We start from the raw sequence: 19764 nt of genomic DNA, 5'->3' as shown, positions 1-19764 counted from the left end.
AGGCGCTTGAGCTATTTGAGGGCTCCGCGCCTGCCGCGCTTGCCAAACCCGAAACCGACGACTACCAAAATCAAACCCGCAGACTCTCGTCATGAGCGAGGGACCAGCGGGGGGCAGGTCATTGAGTATGGCTGTTCACTTTCGATACTCTCCCATCATTTCAGCGGCGCACAGGCCGCAATAGGCGCGCAAGCTAGGCACTGAGCTGCTTCAAAACCTGTTGCGCGCGTTTTTGCCACGCGTTGTCTTCCCAGGCACGCCGGAAATTTTCCTGTGGAACGAGCGATTTTCCTTCCCGGGCCTGTGCAATCAGTTCTTGCATCATCTCGGCAGTGGCGCCGGGCCGGCGCTTCAATTCCCAGCCGATTTCGTATGTTTTCAGGAATTGACCATATGCGCTACCTTCGAAACACAGGATTGGAACGCTTCTGGCGGCATAGTTCACAACCTTCAGCGGGAAGGCGGCCTCTGCATAGGCCGTATCCAAAAGCGAAACCCCCACGACCTGTCGAGCCTGACTACGATAGTGATCAAAATCCTCAGTGATGATGCGGATCCTGGGACTCAGCGCAGCGACCTCGTCTAGATGATGCTTTTCCGGTGCACGCACGACGAAATCGAAAGTGACATCTGTCTCTGTCTGCAACGCCCGCACGGCATCGAGATAGGTGTCCATTCTGTAGATAGCGCCAAGCCCGCCGGTATAGAGGAAGCTGATCGCGGAACTGGATCCCGTCCATATCGGTGGTGCTGTCAACGGTGGCATTCCGGGGGGCAAGGCCTTCCATTCTGTCTGAGGGCGGGCTTGCTGCGGCAAGTGACTGCGGAACTGCGCCGCGGACTGGTCTGTCGGCGCATAGAAAATATCCATCTGTTCGCTCAGAGTCGAAAATTCCAACTGTGCCCGGTCAATAAGGTCGCGTTCATTTCCGGAGGTCCAGGTGTCCGCGTCCATAAAATGCAGGTCGCGGATGAACCAACCCGTCTTGCCCCCTTGGTCCCGGACCATGCGGATCAGGGCGGAAAGCCGCGACAAAGTTGTGATGCTATCCAGTGGGGCGGTTGAATTTTCACCGTAGAAAATGCCTAAAGCACGGCCCCTTGCAATCTCTGATGCGAGAAGCTTGATGCGTCGCTCTAAAACGCCACTTGCCGTGCTGACGTCAATCACAGCACGCCCATTTTCACCCAATGCCTGCAACATGTTGCGTACTCGCTGGGCGCGGGCCCCGCGGGAATGTGTTTCGACCGGGGTAATGCTGAAATAGATATCCAGCGGTCCATCCTGTTTCAATGCAAGCAGATCTTCGTAAAAAGCCGGTGCATTCTTGGCCTCGGCTTTTCTGATCTGATCCAAGATGGAGCCGTGGCCGGAAAAAGGCGCGTGGTTCACAGGCGCCTGCAGCCGTTCTGCCAAGGCCGCAATCAACCCATAGGCTGGGCAGAGGGGAATCTCCTGCTTGATATCCCAAACCATGTTGCACAAGTGAAAGTTGTCCATTGCGACTGATCGCAACCGTGCTTCATCCCCCAAGGCGCGCATCAGGACCTGAGTATTGCGGCTATACCCCATGAAAACAAGCGCTCCGAGATCCCCCAGTTGCTCCTGGAGGACATCTCCAAGACTCCGGCCGCAGGCCATGTCATCGTCCGAGAAAAGATCCGCTTCATCGATCACCCTGACATAATGCTCCGGGAGCATCCGGCGCACGTCCTGCATCACGCTGTGACAATGGGAATCGAGAACACCCGGAGTTCGGATTAGCCCGATGCCAGTGGCGCTCGGATCAAGACAGACGCCCGCCCCTTCCCGGGGATCAATGTCGAGCAGGAAATGCGGAATCTCGCTACCTTTGTCGGAGGCTAGAACGAACTGATACTGATCTTCGCAGAACAGCCGCGGAAAACGCTCCAAGACAGTTCTAAATCGTTTGGTCTTGTTCGGGTTATTGCGTATGGAAAAGCTGAAATCCTCGACGCTCAGGAGGACATCGCGGGGGGCGATATCTCCCGGTACCAGCCGGTCAAGCTTCAAGGCGGCATCAGTACCGATGGCAAGGACCCGAGCAGGTTTCCAACCCTTCAGGAAAGATTGAATTTCGCGCTGGCGCAGATAATCGGGACTCTCGTCTCCGAGAAAAAGGTTGGACCAGTTCCCCTGCCTGGGGCATCGTAGTCTCGCCCCTTTCGTATCTAAAATGATCGGCTGTTCGTGGTCGCGAACAAGCGAATCCATTATCGCCTGCTCGAGTGGTTCATGTGAGTGGACCGCGACTAGGAGGGCATTTGGAGATAGCATATTTGAACCATATAAATTGCAAGACTGGCTTGGCGCTGACATCGACCGGATGTCACGGCAGGCGATCTCCAATCCCGAGGATGTTCATCTCCTGGCGGATGATGTCGTCCAGGCTGGACTGCGCACGGACCCGAGCGGCCGCGGCGGCCGACATCCTTTGAAACAAATCTGCATTGCTCGTCAGGCGTTCGATGCCATCGGCCAGAGCGATATGGTCCTCGGACGGCGCCAGTATGGCACAGCTGTCATCGACAAACTCTGGAATGGCGCAGACCGCATTGGTTGCCGGCACCAAGCCCGATGACATAGCTTCGTCCCGGGAGACGCCCTGAGAATCTAGGCGGCTCGGAATCAGCATGATCCCGTGGTCCCTGTGCGCCGCGCGGATTTGATCGGATGTCAGAAACCGCTCATGGATGGTAACATTCTGTTCTCGTCCGAAAAAATCCCGCAGTATGCATAGGTTTTGACCCTGGCCATAGACAGTGAAAGCAAGGCTGTCCCAAATAGGGCGCCGACGCAGTTCCTCCATGCAGCGGATTGCGATATCGGTGGCATAAATATACTTGTCAAAATTGCGGATCAACAGAATTCGGCGCGCATGTTCGGTCGGCTTTTTCTGGAAGGCGAACAGATCGGTGTCGATCGGATTGTGAACGACATGTGATCGGTTTCTTGGAAAATGTACCAACATGTCATCCTCGGCGCATTGGCGCATCCAGTCTGATACGAAGATGAAACTTTCGGGAAAGCCCGGTTCGCGCAGGATCGCTTGCCACATGTCGCGATAAAGGTCGGAGCTTACCTTTTCTTGATGAGCTGACGTCAAACCCAGGGCCGGATCGAAGGTACGGCTCCAATCGCGTGCTCCATGCCCATGCACGAACAGGTGAAACCTGTGTCGGTCGAAGAAATTCTGAAGCACGCTCCACATATGCGGATGCAGGAAATGGATACTGACGGAGTCGTAGTCCCCCGCTGTCAGGATCGCTGTCAACTCATGCACATAGCCAGACAGAACATCGACGCCTTCGTAACGCCAGATAGTCGAGCGGTTCGAACGGGCGAAGCTGAGGACATCGACCTCGGCGTCGGCGGCCATATAGGCCTTTACCCGGCTATGCAAAAAGGCGCTCGCATACACTTGATCGGAACTTGGATAGCTGGTCCCTATCAGAAGGTGCCTCGGCCGCTTTCCTTTCGGCCCACGACGTCCCACATAATCGAGTGCTAATCTGTACTCCCTCTTTCTGTGCAGTTCTGCCTGTGAAGGTGGTGCCGCCGCCGCTTTCGGGAAGTCTCTTTTCTTGCGATTCTGCTCGGCCATCATTGCTTCCAGGAAGAAGCGTCTGGACATTTCCGCGGGGGACATGCTCGGGAAGTCCATGATCGCCAACTCCGGGCGCGAAAACAGGTTCGGCACGGCTTTGGTGGCAGCCCCGGAAACCCGCTTCACCTTTAGGATTTCAGCCGAAAATTTCCTGTGTTTCCAAGGGCGGATTTCCAGACGCATCATGACAGCCCGGGCTGGAATGCTGAGCCCAACGGTGAAATTGGGGGATTCTGTTAGGTTGATATATCGAAACGCGTCGCCAGCGCTGGTTCTATGAAGTGTATCGGGTGCCGCGACAGCGTTGCCCTCCGCGTCACAGAATGAAAAAATGAGAAGCCCGGCCTTCTCATTTTCTTTGCTACCCTCAGCCTCATAAGACCAAAACTGAAGAGTGATGGCATAATATTCACGCGGCTTTACACGGCAAGACAAGACCTGAGTTACCCTGTCAGTTCCGGTCACTTTCAGGAGAGGAGGCATGAACATTCCTGCGTTTTGATCAATTTGAAATAGCCAGTCATGGTCAGCGCCTTTCAGGACCCCAATGACGAAGTGCGCTCCTGCAGGGCTTTCTTCAGAACTTCAGTGATCAGGTCGATCTGACTCGGTTCCAGGTAAGGGTGCATCGGCAAGCTCATCACTTCTTCGGCAGCCTGGCTTCCGACCGGAACGTTTGCACCCGGATCTGCAACCGCTGGCTGAAGGTGTAGCGGCAGCGGATAATGCACCGCGGTGGGGACCCCCGCTTCTTTCAGTATCGCTTGCACCTCCGGGCGATTTTGTATGCGAACCGTATACTGGGCCCAGGCACTGACATTGTGCTGAGCCACCTGCGGGGTCCGGACGGACTGGTGTAGAGCAGCATCATAACGATGGGCCACGCTTTGGCGGGCCACAATCTCATCATCCAGAATTTCAAGTTTGGGCAACAAGATTGCCGCCTGAAGCGTGTCCAGCCGTGAATTCACGCCGAGGCGAACATGGTAATAACGCCGTTCCTGCCCATGACGGGCAATCTGGCGGATCGCTGTCGCCAGGTCCGGATCCGAAGTGAAGATCGCTCCCCCGTCGCCGTAGCACCCCAGCGGTTTCGACGGGAAGAATGAGGTACAACCGATGGTCGACAGATTGCAGGATTTGCGCCCATTGTAACTGCCTCCGAAGCTTTGCGCGGCATCTTCGATGACCGGAATATTATGGCGATCCGCAACTGCGTTGATGCTATCGAAATCAGCACATTGCCCATAAAGCGAAACCGGAATAATCGCTTTGGTTCGGGGCGTGATCGCACCTTCCAGGAGGGCAGGGTCAAGATTGTAGCTGTCGGCGCAAATGTCGACGTAGACCGCTTTCGCACCCAACACACGCGCGGCCTCGGCGGTGGCGATATAGCTGAATGCGGGCGTAATCACCTCGTCCCCCGGCCCTACGCCGAGCGCCATCAGTGCGATCTGTAAAGCATCAGTACCATTGGCAACTGTAATGCAATACGAGGCTCCCGTATAAAGGGTAAGTTTCTCTTCAAGCTCGGCGACTTCGGGGCCAAGGATATACTTCCCATGGGCCAGGACGTCGGCGATTCCTGCCTCAATCCTGTCACGCAAACGGTTCTGCTGGGCGGCGAGGTCGATAAAAGGTATCACAGCTCGCCCTGCTCGCGCGTAACGCTGCCGCCCGACAGCTTATAGACATCCCCAGTGTGCCGACAGCGGGTCTCGGCGTTACCGGTCAGGGGCAAATCCAACCTTTCACCAAAGGCGCTCATCCAACCGATCTGCCGGGCCGGGACACCAACCATCAGAGCAAAATCGGGTACGTCACGTGAGACGACGGCCCCTGCTCCGATGAATGCGAACTGACCGATGGTGGTGCCGCAGACCACCGTGCAGTTCGCCCCCAGAGTTGCGCCATGTTTAATCAGCGTGTCGCGGTACTCGTTTTTACGTTCGACCAATGCGCGCGGGTTGTGAACGTTGGTGAAGACCATGGAAGGACCGCAAAACACCCCCTCCTCCAACGTTACGTTATCAAAGACCGAAACGTTGTTCTGAACTTTGCATCCGTTCCCAATCACCACCTTGTTGCCCACGAAGACATTCTGTCCCAGCGACACATCTTTTCCAATCTGGGCACCACCACAAACATGGGCAAAATGCCAGACCCGACTGCCTTCTCCGACCCGAGCTCCTTCATCGACAATGGCCGAGGGATGAATGGTTACACTCATGATTTTCTCCCGGAAAGCACAAAGGGATGTCGCTCGCCTGAAGTCACAACGGGAGCATTGCGAATATGGGAGACTGTTTCGATGGCGACCCGGTTTTCCTCGACACCGAAACCGCGACCTTGCAGCACTTCTTCATAGATTCGGGTGTGTAATTCGGTAAAACCGTCGGAAAACTCGATATCCTCGCCATCGGCTAGAACCGCGCGGAAGGTACGCTTGCCTTTAGCGCGCTCGGCCTCGGGGACATCATTAATATCAAGCGAGAGAAACCAGCGCACCCGCGCGCGCTCGTATTCAAGGTATCCGGCAGCCTTTGTCGGGGTGTTGAGGTGCACCACGTTCTGCTGCAGCTCTCCATACAGGAAATGTAGCATGTCAAAAAAGTGCACCCCGATGTTTGTGGCAATGCCGCCCGATTTTTCGACGGCACCCTTCCAGCTTTTCAGATACCAATTCCCACGCGATGTAATGTAGGTGAGATCCACATCAGCCTTGCTGTCTTTTGGGCTCGCGGCTATCCGATCCCGCAATGCTATGATCGCAGGATGCAGACGTAATTGTAAGATCGTGTTGATCTTGCGCCCCGTATCGGCCTCAAGCGCCTTTAGCCCGTCGATATCTTCGGGATTCAGCACCAGGGGTTTTTCACAGATCGCATCGGCGCCCACGCGCAGCGCATAGCGCATATGCGCATCATGCAGGAAATTGGGCGAGGCTATCGCCACATAATCAAGCGGGCGACCGGCGCGGCGCTCTGCGTCCATATGGGCGTCGAACTGCTCGAACTGGGTGAAAAAATGCGCATCAGGAAAATGACTGTCGAGGATGCCGACAGAGTCATTCACATCCATCGCTGCGGCAATACTATTGCCGGTGTCTTTGATAGCTTTCATGTGCCGAGGCGCGATATAGCCGGCAGCGCCGAGCAGAGCAAAACGCTTCATATGGGGTCAAGCCTTTACGATATTCGGGATAGAGTCGCGCCAAACACCGCGACTGTCAATGATCAGCCGGGCGTGATCGCGGATCATGTCATAGGCGAAGCCGTCGTGGTCAGTTGCCAAAATCACGGCGTCGAATCCAGCAATTGTATTTGGGGTCAGCGCCACAGAGGTCAGATCGAAACAGTGTTCACGCATCTCTGGGAAGACGGGCACATGCGGATCTGAATAGGACAGAACGCCGCCCTTGTCGCGGATAAGTTCCATCAGTTCGACCGAAGGAGATTCACGCATGTCGTCAACGTTCTTCTTGTAGGCGATGCCGAGCACCAGAACCTTTGCACCTTTCAGGGCGCGCCCCCGCTCGTTCAGTGCAGAGACCAGCTTGTCCAGCACATACTCCGGCATGGCGCGGTTCACTTCGCCAGCCAATTCGATGAAGCGGGTATGCAGCCCGTATTCGCGTGCTTTCCAAGTCAGATAGAATGGATCAATCGGAATACAGTGACCGCCAAGGCCCGGACCGGGGTAATAGGCGCTAAACCCAAAAGGTTTGGTCTTTGCTGCATCAATCACCTCGAAGATATCTATGTCCATGCGGTCGGCCACGACCTTCATCTCGTTGACGAGACCGATATTCACGGCCCGGTGAATGTTCTCAAGCAGCTTCGTCATCTCGGCAGCGCGGGTCGAACTGACAGGAACTACCTGATCAACAGCGCAGCCATAAAGTGCGCGGCCAATTTCGAGACAGGCCGAAGTATGGCCGCCCACCACTTTGGGAATCGAACGAGTGTCGAAATTCTTGTTTCCAGGATCCTCTCGCTCAGGCGAATAGATCGCAAAGACCGTTTCGCCCACGACCAGCCCGGCTGCGGTGATACGTGGCACAACCTCTTCTTCGGTTGTTCCGGGATAGGTTGTGCTTTCCAAGGAAACGGCCTGACCAGGGCGCAGGAATGGCACGATGGCGTCACAGGTTTTGGTCACGAAGCTCAGGTCGGGTTCACGATATTTGTTCAGCGGCGTCGGCACGCAGATAATCAGGGCATCCGCCTCGGAGATCCGGGAAAAATCTGCCGTACCCTCAAACCCCGCAGCGCGTGCAGCGGCAATCTGGTCGTCTGAGATATGCTCAATGGCAGAATGACCTGCGTTCAACTCCGCAACCTTTGTCGGGTCGATATCGAAGCCAAGTACTTTAAAGCCAACTTCCGTATACCGCAGGGCCAGCGGCTGCCCGACATAGCCCATACCTATGATACCAATAACGGCCGTCCGATTGTCAATTTTTTCTTGAAACTCCACAATAAAGTCAGGCAAATAAGTCACTCCATTTGCGGTACATATAGTCTAAAAGACGCCCTTTGGGCCGATTGCAGTGCTGTAATGCCGCCTTAGGGCAGACCCGTCAAGGTGGTGAAATTTAGCTATTGGCGCATCCACTACAACACGATCAGGCCGCACAGCGCTCTGGGCTACCGCCCACCCACGCCGGAAAGCATCGTACCAATGGACCAGAGGCCAACGATGCACTAGCAATCAAACCGGACCACCCGATGGGGGCACGCCACCTGACCTCATACCCCAATTTGGTGATCTCACGCCCCCAGCAACGCGACGACGCACAGGCCTCGATCGCAACAAGGCATGAGGGCAAGGTGCCCAGAAACTTCAAAACCTGAGCACGCGATAATTTCTTGCGAAAGACCGGCTCGCCGGATGCTGATGCTCCGTGAAGCTGGAAAGCTGATTTTGCCAAGTCGATACCGGTTATTGTAACCTCTTTCATGGATACCTCCTCCATTCTGGTGCTTTTGAACATCACCATAGTGGCACATTGCGATGCCGTTGTGGGGTGAGGTATCCACACCATCAATACAAAAGCTTCGGCCGGTCGCCGCGGCAGCCCCGGAAGGCAAAGACGGCACCTCCTGCGGGCTTCTGGTGCAGAACATCCTGGGCAAGGGCTGCCCCCCCGATACCTTTGCACATGTCTGTGACGCCGCAGGCAAGATACACCCAGACACCGGTTCCTGGGCCGATCATGCTGCCTCAACTACGTGGATCAGCCTGGTCAGCACCCCTGCGTCCAGATCACTGGGAAACCGAAGGCACCGCCCGTTGCCCCCCGTCGATCCCCACAGATGTGACGATCGCAAGCTTCTCCTCGTCGCTCCAGCGCCGCCGCCGTTCAACGCCCAGGATCTCGCCGCGCATGACAAACTCCCCATAAGACACGTCAGTAACGACGTTCTCTGTTTGCGGCTTTGTCAAGCGGCGGGGTGCGGCGCCCGTCCGGGGTCATGGTTCTCTCCGAGGTCGCAGGCTCTGCGCCTCACGATGGCGTTCGGGGACCGATCGTCACCGCCGGTCAGGTCAGCGGCGCACGGACGCTGCTGAGCAGCCTGCCGGATGTCGACTGGCTGCTCGGGGACCGGGGCTACGACACTGATTGGTTAGAGAAGCGTTGAAAGACAAAGCCGGGCTGCGCCTACTCCACCGTCACTGATTTCGCCAGGTTGCGGGGTTGATCCACGTCGGTGCCTTTCTCAACCGCAGTGTGGTAGGCCAATAACTGCAACGGTACCGCATAAGCGATGGCGGCAAAAGGTCCAGGCACCGGCGCCATGCGGATCTGTTGCCAAACCCCCTCCCCGGCCGCCTGAAGCCCCTTGGCCTCACTCACCATCACAATTCTGCCGCTGCGCGCCATCACCTCCTGCATATTGGAGACCGTCTTGTCGAAGAGCTGATCATGCGGCGCCAGCACCACGACCGGCATTTCCTCGTCAATCAGGGCGATGGGTCCATGCTTCAGCTCGCCGCTGGCATAGCCCTCGGCATGAATATAGCTGATCTCCTTCAACTTCAGAGCTCCCTCCAGTGCCAGCGGATAAAGCGCGCCGCGACCAAGGAACAGAGCGTGGCTGAAACGGGCAAGCTGCGCGGCCACACCACGCACCTCTGCCTCGCAGGTCAGCGCCTCCGCGACCTGGCTGGGCATATGGCGCAGTTGCGCCTTATAGTCCTCCAGCAACCCTGTCGGCTGGGCCCCGGTCTGATGTGCCGCTTCCAACGCCAGAGCAGCTAGCACCGCCAACTGGCAGGTAAAGGCCTTGGTAGAGGCCACACCAATTTCCGGGCCCGCCATGATCGGCAGCGCCACGCCACTTTCGCGCGCGATTGAGCTTTCGGGTACGTTAACGACAGACAGGATCATACCGGCCTTTCCCGCGCAGTAACGCAGCGCCGCCAATGTGTCGGCAGTCTCCCCTGACTGCGATACAAACAATGCTAGGGTTCGCTCTGACACCGGCGGTTCGCGGTAACGGAATTCTGAGGCGATATCGACCTCGACCGGTAGGTTGGCGATTTGCTCGAACCAATATTTTGCAGTCAGGCAAGCCAGAGAAGCAGTCCCGCAAGCCACCATCACAACCCGATCAAAACGGCTGAAGTCAATCTGCTCCAAAGCCCGTTGCCCATCACCACCGTCCAGATAGTACTGGAGAGCTGCGCCCAGAACCCCAGGCTGTTCCGCAATTTCTTTGGACATGAAATGGCGATGGCCATCCTTTCCCACAGCGGCAACCGATTGCCCAATTTCGCTCCGGGCACGGTCTACCGGAGTACCTTCGGCATCTTCAATGTCACAGCCTGCCCGGGTTACCACTGCCATGTCACCCTCTTCCAGATACGTGACTTGCGAGGTCATCGGTGCCAGCGCCAATGCATCTGATCCGATAAACATCTCGCCTGTGCCCCAGCCGATCGCCAGCGGGCTGCCGTGGCGGGCGGCCACAATCAGGTCCTCTTCCCCTTCAAACAGGAAACACAGCGCATACGCCCCTTCCAGTCGAGAGATGGTCGTACGGGCAGCTGCCACTGGCTCCAGCCCCTGCTGCAGATAATACGCGCACAGCATCGCCAGGGTTTCGGTATCGGTCTCGGTTTCCGCCTTCAGCCCATGCTCCGCCAGAAAAGCACGTAGCTCACGATAATTTTCGATGATACCGTTATGGACAACCGCAACCCGGTCCCGGGCATGGGGGTGGGCATTTTTCAAGGACGGCCCACCATGGGTGGCCCAACGCGTATGACCAATGCCCGCAGTACCAGCCAGAGGCTCATGCACCAGCAGATCACTCAAGTTGGCCAGCTTTCCGACTGCCCTACGGCGGTCCAAGCAACCTCCACTCAAGGTTGCGATACCCGCGCTGTCATAGCCACGATACTCCAGCCGCTTCAATCCTTCGATCAAAACAGGCGCTGCCTGATGCTGGCCCAAGACACCAACGATTCCACACATGCTATGTAGTCCCTTGCATTATTTCACTGCAGTCTTTCGGTTTCTCTGGCGCTGCCGTAATCGGTCTGCGCCGCCGGCCTTATTGTTCTGATCCGCCCGCGATAGAGCCAGCGCATCGCTTGGCACCTCATGAGTAATCACGGACCCTGCAGCCACAATGGCCCCGGCTCCAACGGACACCGGCGCCACCAAGGCACTGTTACTTCCGATGAAGGCCCCCGCCCCGACCTCGGTTTGGTGCTTCATCACCCCATCATAGTTGCACGTAATCGTACCCGCTCCGATATTGGCTGCAGCGCCAATATGCGCATCCCCCAGATAACTCAGGTGATTGGCCTTGGCACCCGCCTCAAACGTGGTGTTTTTAGTTTCCACAAAATTACCAACCTTGGCCCCTTCACCAATAGAGCTGCCAGGCCGGATACGGGCATAAGGACCAATCACGGCCCCCCGACGGATCCGGCATCCCTCTAGGTGCGAAAAGGCGCGCACCACCGCACCTTCATCCAATCGAACCCCAGGTCCGAACACCACATGCGGCTCCACCAGAACATCCCGGGCCATCCGCGTGTCAGGCGCAAAAAAAACAGTTTCCGGCGCAACCAATGTCACACCTTCAGCCATTGCAGCCTGGCGCGCCCGGTTCTGAAAAATCGCTTCAGCTCGCGCCAGCTCTGCCCGTGAATTGATGCCAAGCGTTTCTTCCTCCGCACAGGTCACAACCGAGCAAATAAGCCCCGCATCATTGGCTTTTTCCACGACATCTGTAAGGTAATATTCTTGAGCTGCATTATGGCACCCAATTTGACTGATCAACTCAAACAGGTTTTTCCTGTCCGCACAGACCACCCCAGAATTGCATAGCCCGATTTTCAGCTCTTCAGCCGTCGCGTCTTTGGCTTCAACAATCCGGCGCAAACGCCCTTCTTCCACGACTAGACGACCATAGCGCCCCGGATCTTCAGGTTCGAACCCCAAGGCGACAAAATCCGCCCCCGCACGGCGCGCCTTCAGCATCGCCTCCAGCGTATGAGGGCGAATGAACGGAGTATCCCCGAATAAAACAATAACATCGCCCTCAAAATCTGCCAGAAGTCCACGTGCCTGATCGACCGCATGGGCTGTTCCAAGCTGTTCGTCCTGAATAACAATTTTGGCATAAGGAGCATACGCCTGCACAGCATCAGCCGTTTGCTGTGCGCCAAAGCCCGCAACGACAATGAACTGCTCGGGCTCCAGAGAAGACGCTGCCCGCATCGCATGGAACAGCATCGGAAGACCTGCAATCGGGTGCAGAACTTTAGGCTGCGCTGAAACCATCCGCGTTCCGCGGCCGGCAGCCAAAACAACAATCGCCAGTGCCATAATAAATCCTGATATTAGGTCTGAAGGAAATGTGGATCGCTCACTCGTGGCAAATCTGCCTGAGACCCTCTACAGCGGCGCCACGGCAAAGGCCGGGGCCGCATTGCCCGCCTCGGCGGCCTCAAGGAAGCCGCGCGCGGTGTCCAGCGCCTCGCGGATGGTCACATCCATGTCGAGATAGCGATAGGTGCCAAGACGCCCCACGAAAGTAACCCCTGATGTCTGTTCGGCCAGTTTCACGTAATCGGCCAAGAGGGCTTTTTCCTTCACCTGGCGGATCGGGTAATAGGGGATATCGCCCGGCTCGGCGCTGCGGGAGAATTCGCGGTAGAGCACCGATCCCTCGTGCTCCTCCCAGGGGGAGAAATGCTTGTGCTCGGTGATGCGGGTATAGGGCACCGCTTCCTCGCCGTAGTTCATCACCGCGCAGCCCTGGTAATCGCCCTCATGGGTGAAACGTTCGAAATCTAGCGTGCGATAGCCGAGGCGGCCCAGTTCATAGTCGAAATACCCATCCAGCGGTCCGGAATAGAACACGTGGTCATATTCCGCAGCCATCTCACGGGTGAATGTGGTCGACAGCTTCACGGTGATGCTGGGATGGTCGAGGATCTTCTCGATCATCGCGGTATAGCCGTTTTCCGGCATGCCTTGGAATTTGTGGAAGAAATAGTTGTCGTCGTAGTTGAAGCGCACCGGCAGGCGTTTCAGGATCGAGGCCGGCAGTTCAGACGGCTGCACGCCCCATTGCTTGATCGTGTAGCCCTTGAAGAAGGCCTCATAAAGGTCCTTGCCGACAAAGCGCATCGCCTGTTCTTCGAAGGTCTGCGGATCGGTGATCGAGGTATCGGCCTGTTCCTCGGTGATGAAGGCGTGTGCCTCTTCCGGGCGCAGGGTCTTGCCGAAGAACTGGTTGATGGTGTGCAGGTTCACCGGCAGCGAAAAGACGCCGCGCCGGCCCTTGGGATCCACCGAGGTGGTCTTCACCCGGTTCTTGTAGGGCAGGAAGGTCTCATAGGTGTTCACATAGTCCCAGACCTCGGCATCGTCGGTGTGGAAGATATGCGGCCCGTAGATATGCACCATGACCCCGGTGCCTTCGTCCCGCTCGGTGTGGCAGTTGCCGCCGATATGATCGCGCGCATCCACCACGGTGATGTCATAGCCCGCCTCGGCCAGATGCCGCCCGATCACCGCACCCGATAGGCCCGCGCCCACCATAAGGAGTTTTCCTGCTGACATAACCCTGCCTCCTGCATCAAATTTCTAAGGGGATGCCCTGTCACCGTAAAACAGGGAATACAGCCCGTCCGCACCGCGCCTCAGCCAAGTCCCCTGCTATAGCCAAGGGTTTCCGCAAAGGGAAAGGTCACCTCTTCGGCCATGGCATGCAGATCGGCATTCTTGGCCTGCTTCCAGCTTTCGGCAGGACGGATCTCGATCTTGGACTTGCGTTCTTTGAGAACCGTAGCATTGGCCGGCGGGAAGAGATGCGCCTCCTCCCAAGAAATATCCGCAGTATCGGGGCCGGTGAACAGGGTCAGATCCCGCGGCACCCCGGCCCAGTCCTGAATCCGTCCCATCCAATGCTGCGGATCCAACGTGAGATCCTCATAGCGCAGCAGCATGAATTTCACCGGATCCAGCGCCTCAAGCCGTTTCAGACGGCGCTGACGGCCCGCCCAGTTGCGGGTCCGTCCCCGCAGCACCTTCGGACGTTTCAGTACCTTGGCCCAGCTGACCGCCACCGCGCGCGGATCGCGCACCAGATTAAGGATATACAGATCGACCTGCGGCAACAGGCTCAGCGCCAGACACAGGTCCACCGATTTCGAACTGTCGATGAGCATCCGCCCACCTGCCTGCTCCGCCGCCGCCGCATAAAGATCACCGAACAGGGTCAGAAACTCTGCATTTTCCCGCGCCAGTTTGTCGCGTACCTGCGGCTCATGCCAGTTGGGGGCCTCCCCGGAGGCCGTGCCGAACGCCGCCATTCCTGCCTGCAGCGCCTGCAGCGCATCCGGGCCATGGGCTGCCTCGAGCCGAGCGATCACCGGTCCCCAATACGCACAATCCGGCACCGATCTGCGGCAACTGCAGGGCGCCGCACTCCTGCGGGCCTCAGGCAGGTCGCGGATCTGGCCAATGTTATAGGTCTGCGCATGCTGGGACAGCATCAGAGACAAAAACGTCGACCCCGATCGTCCCGCTCCCGCAATATAAAGCACTTTGATCGACATCCGCTTATATGTCCTATTCTGGATCGTGTTTTCCCTGCACGCCTGCCCCAGCCGCAAAAGCCTCGGTGGCGGCTGGCTCAATAATTTACACCTTGTTTCACGACTGCGTTTTTGGGACAAGCTCAATGATAATTTCAGCTGGCGGACTCTTCGAATATGGCAAACCTTGAACCGCGTTCTCAAGTTCATGGGACATGGCAGGCGGCTGACGACTTCCGGGCTTCAGCCCTGCATTACGCAGATCAGCCCGCCCTCAGCGCAGGTGGTAAAACGCTCAGCTACGCGGTTCTAAACGCCCGGGTTCAGACTATTGCAGCCGCCATTGCCGACACCGAAACGGCACAGACACAACCAGTCACCGCGATCTACGCCAGCCGCGGTGCGGATATCTATGCCGCTGTGCTGGGGGTGCTGATGCGTGGCCATGCCTATGTGCCGCTGAACCCGAAGTTCCCGCCTGAACGCAACCGCTATATCCTGGAGCGCTCCGGCGCCTCGGCGGTGCTTTATGAAGCGCAGGATGCCGCAGCCGTGGAAGACATCCTGGCCGTACCTGCCGACGGGCCGCTGCCGCAGCAGATTGATCTCAGCGCCCTGCCCCAAGAGCGTACGCCGCCTGCGCGGATCCATGACAACCCCTACGCCTATGTGCTGTTCACCTCAGGCAGCACCGGCCAGCCCAAGGGGGTAGCGATCCGGCACAGCAACCTCGGTGCTTATCTTGATGCCACCTTCCAGGTCGCCGATTACGGCCCCGTCGACCGGCTGTCGCAGAACTTCGACTTGACCTTCGATCTGAGCGCCCATGACATGTTTGTCTGCTGGCGGGCTGGCGCGCATCTGATCGTGCCCTCGGCTGCGGATCTGGAGGCCCCGGCCGACTATGTCCGCCGTCAGGGTATCACCTGTTGGTTCTCGGTGCCGAGCCTTGGCCAGAAGATGCGCCAGCAGGGCGCGCTGACCCCCGGCGCCCTGGATCAGCTGCGCTTGTCCCTGTTCTGCGGTGAGGCCCTTCCGGTCGATCTGGCGCAGGACTGGGCCCGGGCCACCGGCCACCGGGTGGAAAACTGGTACGGCCCGACCGAGGCCACCATCGCCTGCACCCGCTATGTGCTGCCCGCCGACCCTGACAGAATTCGCGGCCGTTTCAACCTGGTCCCGATCGGCACCGCCCTTCCAGGCATGGAAACCCTCGTGCTGAAAGAGGATGGCACCCCCGCCAGTGTCGGCGAAAGCGGTGAATTGCTGGTGACTGGCCCGCAGGTGGCTGATGGCTATGTGGCAGATGCTGAAAAAACCGCCGCGGCCTTTGTGCGGCCCGCGGGCAAGGACAGGGTGCATTACCGCACCGGCGACCGGGTCGATGTGGGGGCCGATGGCACTCTTCAGTTCATTGATCGCATCGACAATCAGATTAAGATCCGCGGGTACCGGGTAGAACTGGGCGAAATCGAGTCCCTGCTACGCGCCACCGCCGCCGGCTGCAACGCCGTGGTGGTGCCGATGCCGCTAAAATCCCCGACCCCCACATCGCTGGTCGGCGTGGTCGAGGGCTGGGACGGCCCCGGCCACCAAATCCGCACGGCCATCAAGGGGCACCTGCCCGACTACATGACCCCCACCCGAGTTCTGGTCATGCCACAATTCCCCAAGAACGCCAGCGGCAAGGTCGACCGCGGCGCCATTGGCCAGCGCGTTCTAAAGCGTCTCGAGAAACAGAACCAGCAATCCGCCCCCAAACAGAAGATGAAACGCTATGACCGGCTGATCCAGTTTGCACAGGAGATCAACCCGGCCCTGTCACGCAAGGAACTGGAACAGGCCGAAAACCTCATGGATGGCGGGCTGGATTCAATGGGGTTCGTCGATTTCACCGTGCGGCTGGAAAAGCATTTCGGACTGGAGCTGACCCAAGAGACCGCAACCGAGCTGTCGCAAATGTCCCTGTGGCAGATGGTGGCATTTCTACGCCGCGCTCTGGCACCGAAGGGAGCGGACCGCTTTCAGCCTCCTGCCCCGGGCAGCCTGAAAGCCCCCGAACTGAAACGCAACCTGCACTACCGCGCCATGCGGGCGCTGGATATGCTTGATAAATTCCCCGGGTTCGTCGCCGACACCCCAAAACCGCTGGTACTCTGCGTCGGCTCTTCCGGCTTCATGCGCGGGATCAGCCCGGAAACCATCGAATCCTGCGCATCCGGGCAGGATGTGCGAGTTGCCAATCTTGGCATGGCCATGCTCAGCGTCCAGGGCATCGCCGAAGTCTGCGAATATATCCGTGGCACCCTGCAGGCCCAGGGGCGTCGTCTGGCCCATGCCGTGATCGAAATGGAAATCATGCAGCTGTCGATCATGCCCCCCGCAGGCGACATCGAGATCCTGGAGGATTTCAAGGCTGGCCTGTTTCGCAATGTTCCGCGCAAATACTATGACGCAGACACCATCTGGGACACCGCCACCGGCGGCGCCATCGCACCGATGGACACCCCTGGGCAGGTCGCCCCGCAAGCCAACTGGGAACGCAAGCGATCCAAGGAAATCTGCGAGGCTTTCGAGGGCGGGATAAAAATGGACGACAAGGCTGTCGCTGCCTGGATCCGCGGCGTCAGGGCTTTGCAGGAGGTCAGCGACCGCGTCACCGCAGTGATCCACCCCATCCAGCACCCCGAGGGCCAAAGCGCCCTGAACGCAGCAAGAGCCCGCGGCCAAAATCATTTCAGCGCCGTGGTGGAGCAGGCTGTCCGCGAGACCGGAATTGACATCATGCTGGACACCGATTTTGTGGTGGAGCAGGCCGATTTTAAAAATATCAGCCATATGAATGACTATCACGGGCGACAGAGTTTTTCACGCCAGATCGCCAGGCGCATATTTCGCTGACCCGCTCCCTGCGTCGGCCCCAACGAAAAGAAAAAAATGCAACACCCCCCCGTTTTCCTGATCTGCTCTGAACGTTCCGGCTCTAACCTGATCAGCCGTATCGTGGGCGCCCATTCTGCGTTTTATGCCCCGCCGCCGTTTCACTTTGGCCAGAATGTCCTGCTTAATCTTCACCAGACCCTAGCCGGTGACACCCAATCTGTCGCCTGGCAGCGGATGTGTAACAGGATCCCCAAAAGGCTGGAAAAACTGCTCGGCACAAAGAAAGAAGCGCAGGCCGCCGCCGCCTGGCTCTCTGCTCAGGATCAGATCGATCCGCATCGCCTGGCCCGGTTTCTCTATATCGACGCCACGCCTGCAGCCGCAGGCAAACGAGTCTTCATCAAGGAGAACAACCTGCACAAGCTGCTGTTCTTCATTCTGGAGTGTTTTCCGGATGCAAAATTTATTTTTCAGGTGCGTGATCCCCGCGACTATTTTGCCTCGGCTGCAGCCCTGAGAGAGGGCACAAAAAACAAATTCGGAACCACCAAGAACGCGCTGCGGATCTGGAAAGAGGACCAGCTGGGCGGCCTGCATGCGCTTGGCGTCCTTGGGCCTGAACGCGTCTTTCTGCATCGCTACGAAGACCTGCTGATTGATGCCGAAGCTGTTCTACGGCGCCTGTGCCTCTTTCTCGACCAATCATTCGAGCCGGAGATGCTAGACTTTCACAGCACCGAGGAGGCCACCACCCTGGCAGGTAGCAACCGGCAACGTCAGAATGTCGCCAAGCCTCTCATGACCACAAATTTCGCCAAATTTCGCCACGCGCTTCCCGCCCAGCAGATCAGGCTGGTGGAAAAACGGCTGGGGCGGCTGATGCACCAGTTCGGTTACCCGCTGGACAAGATGAAGATCACGTCCAAGGGACGCATCGTGCCGCGCAGCTCCCCCGGGGATAAAGGCGGCTATCAGGCAAGACCGCTTTTGTCCCCTCTGGACTACGGCCCGCCAGACACCTGACAGAAGGCTAAGCTAGGCGTCCCGGCAGGGGCATTCAGCAGGAAGGTTAGCCTCGCCACCCTGTCGACCCTCTGTTTCCGTTCTGTCTGTAAGCCGCTTTCATCTTCTTCTGAAACTGCTCCGGGGTATGCAGCGCCAAGGCAGAGAGCGCGCCGGACAGAGCCTCAACCCCCAGCAGTGTCTCTGTGTCAAAGTAATCTGCGGCACTGAAGGATTGTTTCTTCCCGCTCAGTTTCTGCGGCGCCGCCTGCAAGGCCTCCGTCATTGGTATCCCTGTGAAGAAGGCTGCGTCCAGTGCTGCCGCATCCTCCTGATAGCGATCAATGACCTTTCCGATCAGGCTCCGGGGAATATGCAGGCGGCCAGTCTCTTTGCCGATACCTGTTCTTTTGATTTCCTGCGTCACGGCCTGACTCAATGCGGTCAGGACCCGCCGCATAAGCTTTCTGTCGATCTCCTGCCTGGCAGCCTCGGACCGAAACACGTGATGCACATGCTGCAAAAGCGCGATCTGTCCCACGGTCAGCGCCGGGTTGTCGACTGTCTTACCCTGCAATTCCGTGCCTTCTTCTCCTGTGAGAAAGTGAAAAAAATCGGCCGAAATATCTTCACGGAACAGCTCCTGGCGGACAAAAGGGCGCAGCTCGAAGCGATCGCCAAAGGTATCCCTCCATTCCAGGAACCGGGGCGTATAATCCAGCGTACCCCGTGCGGACATCCGGTTGAAGAAACCCCGAAGCCCACCTTTTACCATCCCGAATTTTATCTGTTCCGAAAACGCGGACAACAGCTTTTCCGCATGGGGGCGAACATAGGAGATCAGACGGATTTTATGCTCATACCCAGGGAGTGTCTCCTGGATCACCTGTTGCAGGTGCCTCGGAGAGGCAAACTGGAAATGCTCCGCCGAAACCACAGCAAAATCTGTATCACTGCTCTCCAGCGCCTGATGCAGTTTCCTGAAACGTCTCGTGTTTCCGGCTTTTTTCTCTTTCCGGTACAACCCCTGGGCTAGGTAGTTGTGATTAAGGTGCCGCCCCGGGTACAATAGCTGCTGTGCGCCCGGTAGGGTGTAGGATCCGGACCGCAACACGCCTTGCAGCGTCGTGGAGCCCGTTTTCGTGTCCCCCAGGTGAATAATCAGTTCCTTGACCATAAAACG

15 protein-coding genes and 2 pseudogenes are annotated in these 19764 nt (G+C 57.7%); 4 read left to right on the top strand and 13 right to left on the bottom strand.

The window, feature by feature from the left end:
- Window positions 1-193: 193 nt before the first annotated feature.
- The 6 genes from SM766_RS19310 to SM766_RS19285 form a co-directional block, all read right to left on the bottom strand.
- A complete protein-coding gene (locus SM766_RS19310; protein ID WP_368948835.1) occupies window positions 194-2236 on the bottom strand; it encodes a glycosyltransferase family protein in 2043 nt (680 codons plus the stop codon).
- A 115-nt stretch (window positions 2237-2351) separates the two neighbouring features.
- Window positions 2352-4112: a glycosyltransferase family 4 protein gene (locus SM766_RS19305; RefSeq protein ID WP_368948834.1), complete on the bottom strand. Its 1761-nt coding sequence runs from the start codon at window positions 4110-4112 to the stop codon at window positions 2352-2354.
- A 53-nt stretch (window positions 4113-4165) separates the two neighbouring features.
- Window positions 4166-5275, bottom strand: a complete 1110-nt coding sequence (locus SM766_RS19300) for a DegT/DnrJ/EryC1/StrS family aminotransferase (RefSeq protein WP_368948833.1) — start codon at window positions 5273-5275, stop codon at window positions 4166-4168.
- Entirely contained in the window at window positions 5272-5859 is a 588-nt protein-coding gene (locus SM766_RS19295) for an acyltransferase (RefSeq protein WP_368948832.1), read from the bottom strand. The genes SM766_RS19300 and SM766_RS19295 overlap by 4 nt, the downstream gene beginning before the upstream one ends.
- Window positions 5856-6803 (bottom strand): Gfo/Idh/MocA family protein, encoded by a 948-nt coding sequence (locus SM766_RS19290; protein WP_368948831.1) that lies wholly within the window; start codon window positions 6801-6803, stop codon window positions 5856-5858. The genes SM766_RS19295 and SM766_RS19290 overlap by 4 nt, the downstream gene beginning before the upstream one ends.
- Before the next feature lie 6 nt (window positions 6804-6809).
- Entirely contained in the window at window positions 6810-8123 is a 1314-nt protein-coding gene (locus SM766_RS19285; RefSeq protein ID WP_368948830.1) for a nucleotide sugar dehydrogenase, read from the bottom strand.
- Window positions 8124-8234: 111 nt separating this feature from the next.
- Between SM766_RS19285 and SM766_RS19280 the strand changes: the two are divergent.
- Window positions 8235-8339, top strand: a pseudogene (locus tag SM766_RS19280) (integrase core domain-containing protein); the annotation flags it as partial.
- Window positions 8340-8675: 336 nt separating this feature from the next.
- On the opposite strand, the gene tnpB reads toward SM766_RS19280, so the two are convergent.
- Window positions 8676-8849, bottom strand: coding sequence for an IS66 family insertion sequence element accessory protein TnpB (gene tnpB / locus SM766_RS19270; RefSeq protein WP_368948829.1), 174 nt, complete (start codon window positions 8847-8849; stop codon window positions 8676-8678).
- 48 nt (window positions 8850-8897) lie between these two features.
- Window positions 8898-9020 (bottom strand): hypothetical protein, encoded by a 123-nt coding sequence (locus SM766_RS19265; protein WP_368948828.1) that lies wholly within the window; start codon window positions 9018-9020, stop codon window positions 8898-8900.
- 143 nt (window positions 9021-9163) lie between these two features.
- On the opposite strand from SM766_RS19265, the pseudogene SM766_RS19260 reads away from it, so the two are divergent.
- Window positions 9164-9294: pseudogene (locus tag SM766_RS19260) on the top strand (IS5/IS1182 family transposase); the annotation flags it as partial.
- Here the strand turns inward: SM766_RS19260 and glmS are convergent.
- The 4 genes from glmS to SM766_RS19240 all read right to left on the bottom strand — a co-directional run bounded on the left by glmS (window position 9295) and on the right by SM766_RS19240 (window position 14717).
- Window positions 9295-11112: a glutamine--fructose-6-phosphate transaminase (isomerizing) gene (gene glmS, locus SM766_RS19255; protein ID WP_368948827.1), complete on the bottom strand. Its 1818-nt coding sequence runs from the start codon at window positions 11110-11112 to the stop codon at window positions 9295-9297. It abuts the pseudogene before it with no gap.
- 18 nt (window positions 11113-11130) lie between these two features.
- Window positions 11131-12477: a bifunctional UDP-N-acetylglucosamine diphosphorylase/glucosamine-1-phosphate N-acetyltransferase GlmU gene (gene glmU, locus SM766_RS19250; protein ID WP_368948826.1), complete on the bottom strand. Its 1347-nt coding sequence runs from the start codon at window positions 12475-12477 to the stop codon at window positions 11131-11133.
- A gap of 69 nt (window positions 12478-12546) precedes the next feature.
- The gene (gene glf, locus SM766_RS19245) at window positions 12547-13719 is read right to left on the bottom strand and encodes a UDP-galactopyranose mutase (RefSeq protein ID WP_368948825.1); all 1173 of its coding nucleotides are present in this window, start codon (window positions 13717-13719) and stop codon (window positions 12547-12549) included.
- A gap of 80 nt (window positions 13720-13799) precedes the next feature.
- Window positions 13800-14717, bottom strand: coding sequence for a sulfotransferase (locus SM766_RS19240; RefSeq protein ID WP_368948824.1), 918 nt, complete (start codon window positions 14715-14717; stop codon window positions 13800-13802).
- 156 nt (window positions 14718-14873) lie between these two features.
- Here SM766_RS19240 and SM766_RS19235 point away from each other — a divergent pair, with 156 nt between their 5' ends.
- Both SM766_RS19235 and SM766_RS19230 read left to right on the top strand, forming a co-directional pair.
- A complete protein-coding gene (locus tag SM766_RS19235) occupies window positions 14874-17597 on the top strand; it encodes an amino acid adenylation domain-containing protein (RefSeq protein ID WP_368948823.1) in 2724 nt (907 codons plus the stop codon).
- Between the two features lie 36 nt (window positions 17598-17633).
- Window positions 17634-18602 carry a sulfotransferase family protein gene (locus SM766_RS19230; protein WP_368948822.1) on the top strand — a complete coding sequence of 323 codons (969 nt, stop codon included), beginning with the start codon at window positions 17634-17636 and terminating at the stop codon, window positions 18600-18602.
- Window positions 18603-18648: 46 nt separating this feature from the next.
- Here the strand turns inward: SM766_RS19230 and SM766_RS19225 are convergent, their stop codons facing one another.
- On the bottom strand, window positions 18649-19758 hold the full coding sequence (locus SM766_RS19225) for a hypothetical protein (RefSeq protein WP_368948821.1): 1110 nt from the start codon (window positions 19756-19758) through the stop codon (window positions 18649-18651).
- Window positions 19759-19764: the final 6 nt, after the last annotated feature.

The organism is Pseudophaeobacter sp. A-200-2, assembly GCF_041008815.1.
Lineage (GTDB): Bacteria > Pseudomonadota > Alphaproteobacteria > Rhodobacterales > Rhodobacteraceae > Phycobacter > Phycobacter gallaeciensis_A.
Note: the sequence above shows the minus strand (reverse complement) of the source record. Positions and strands in the feature narration are given on the sequence as shown.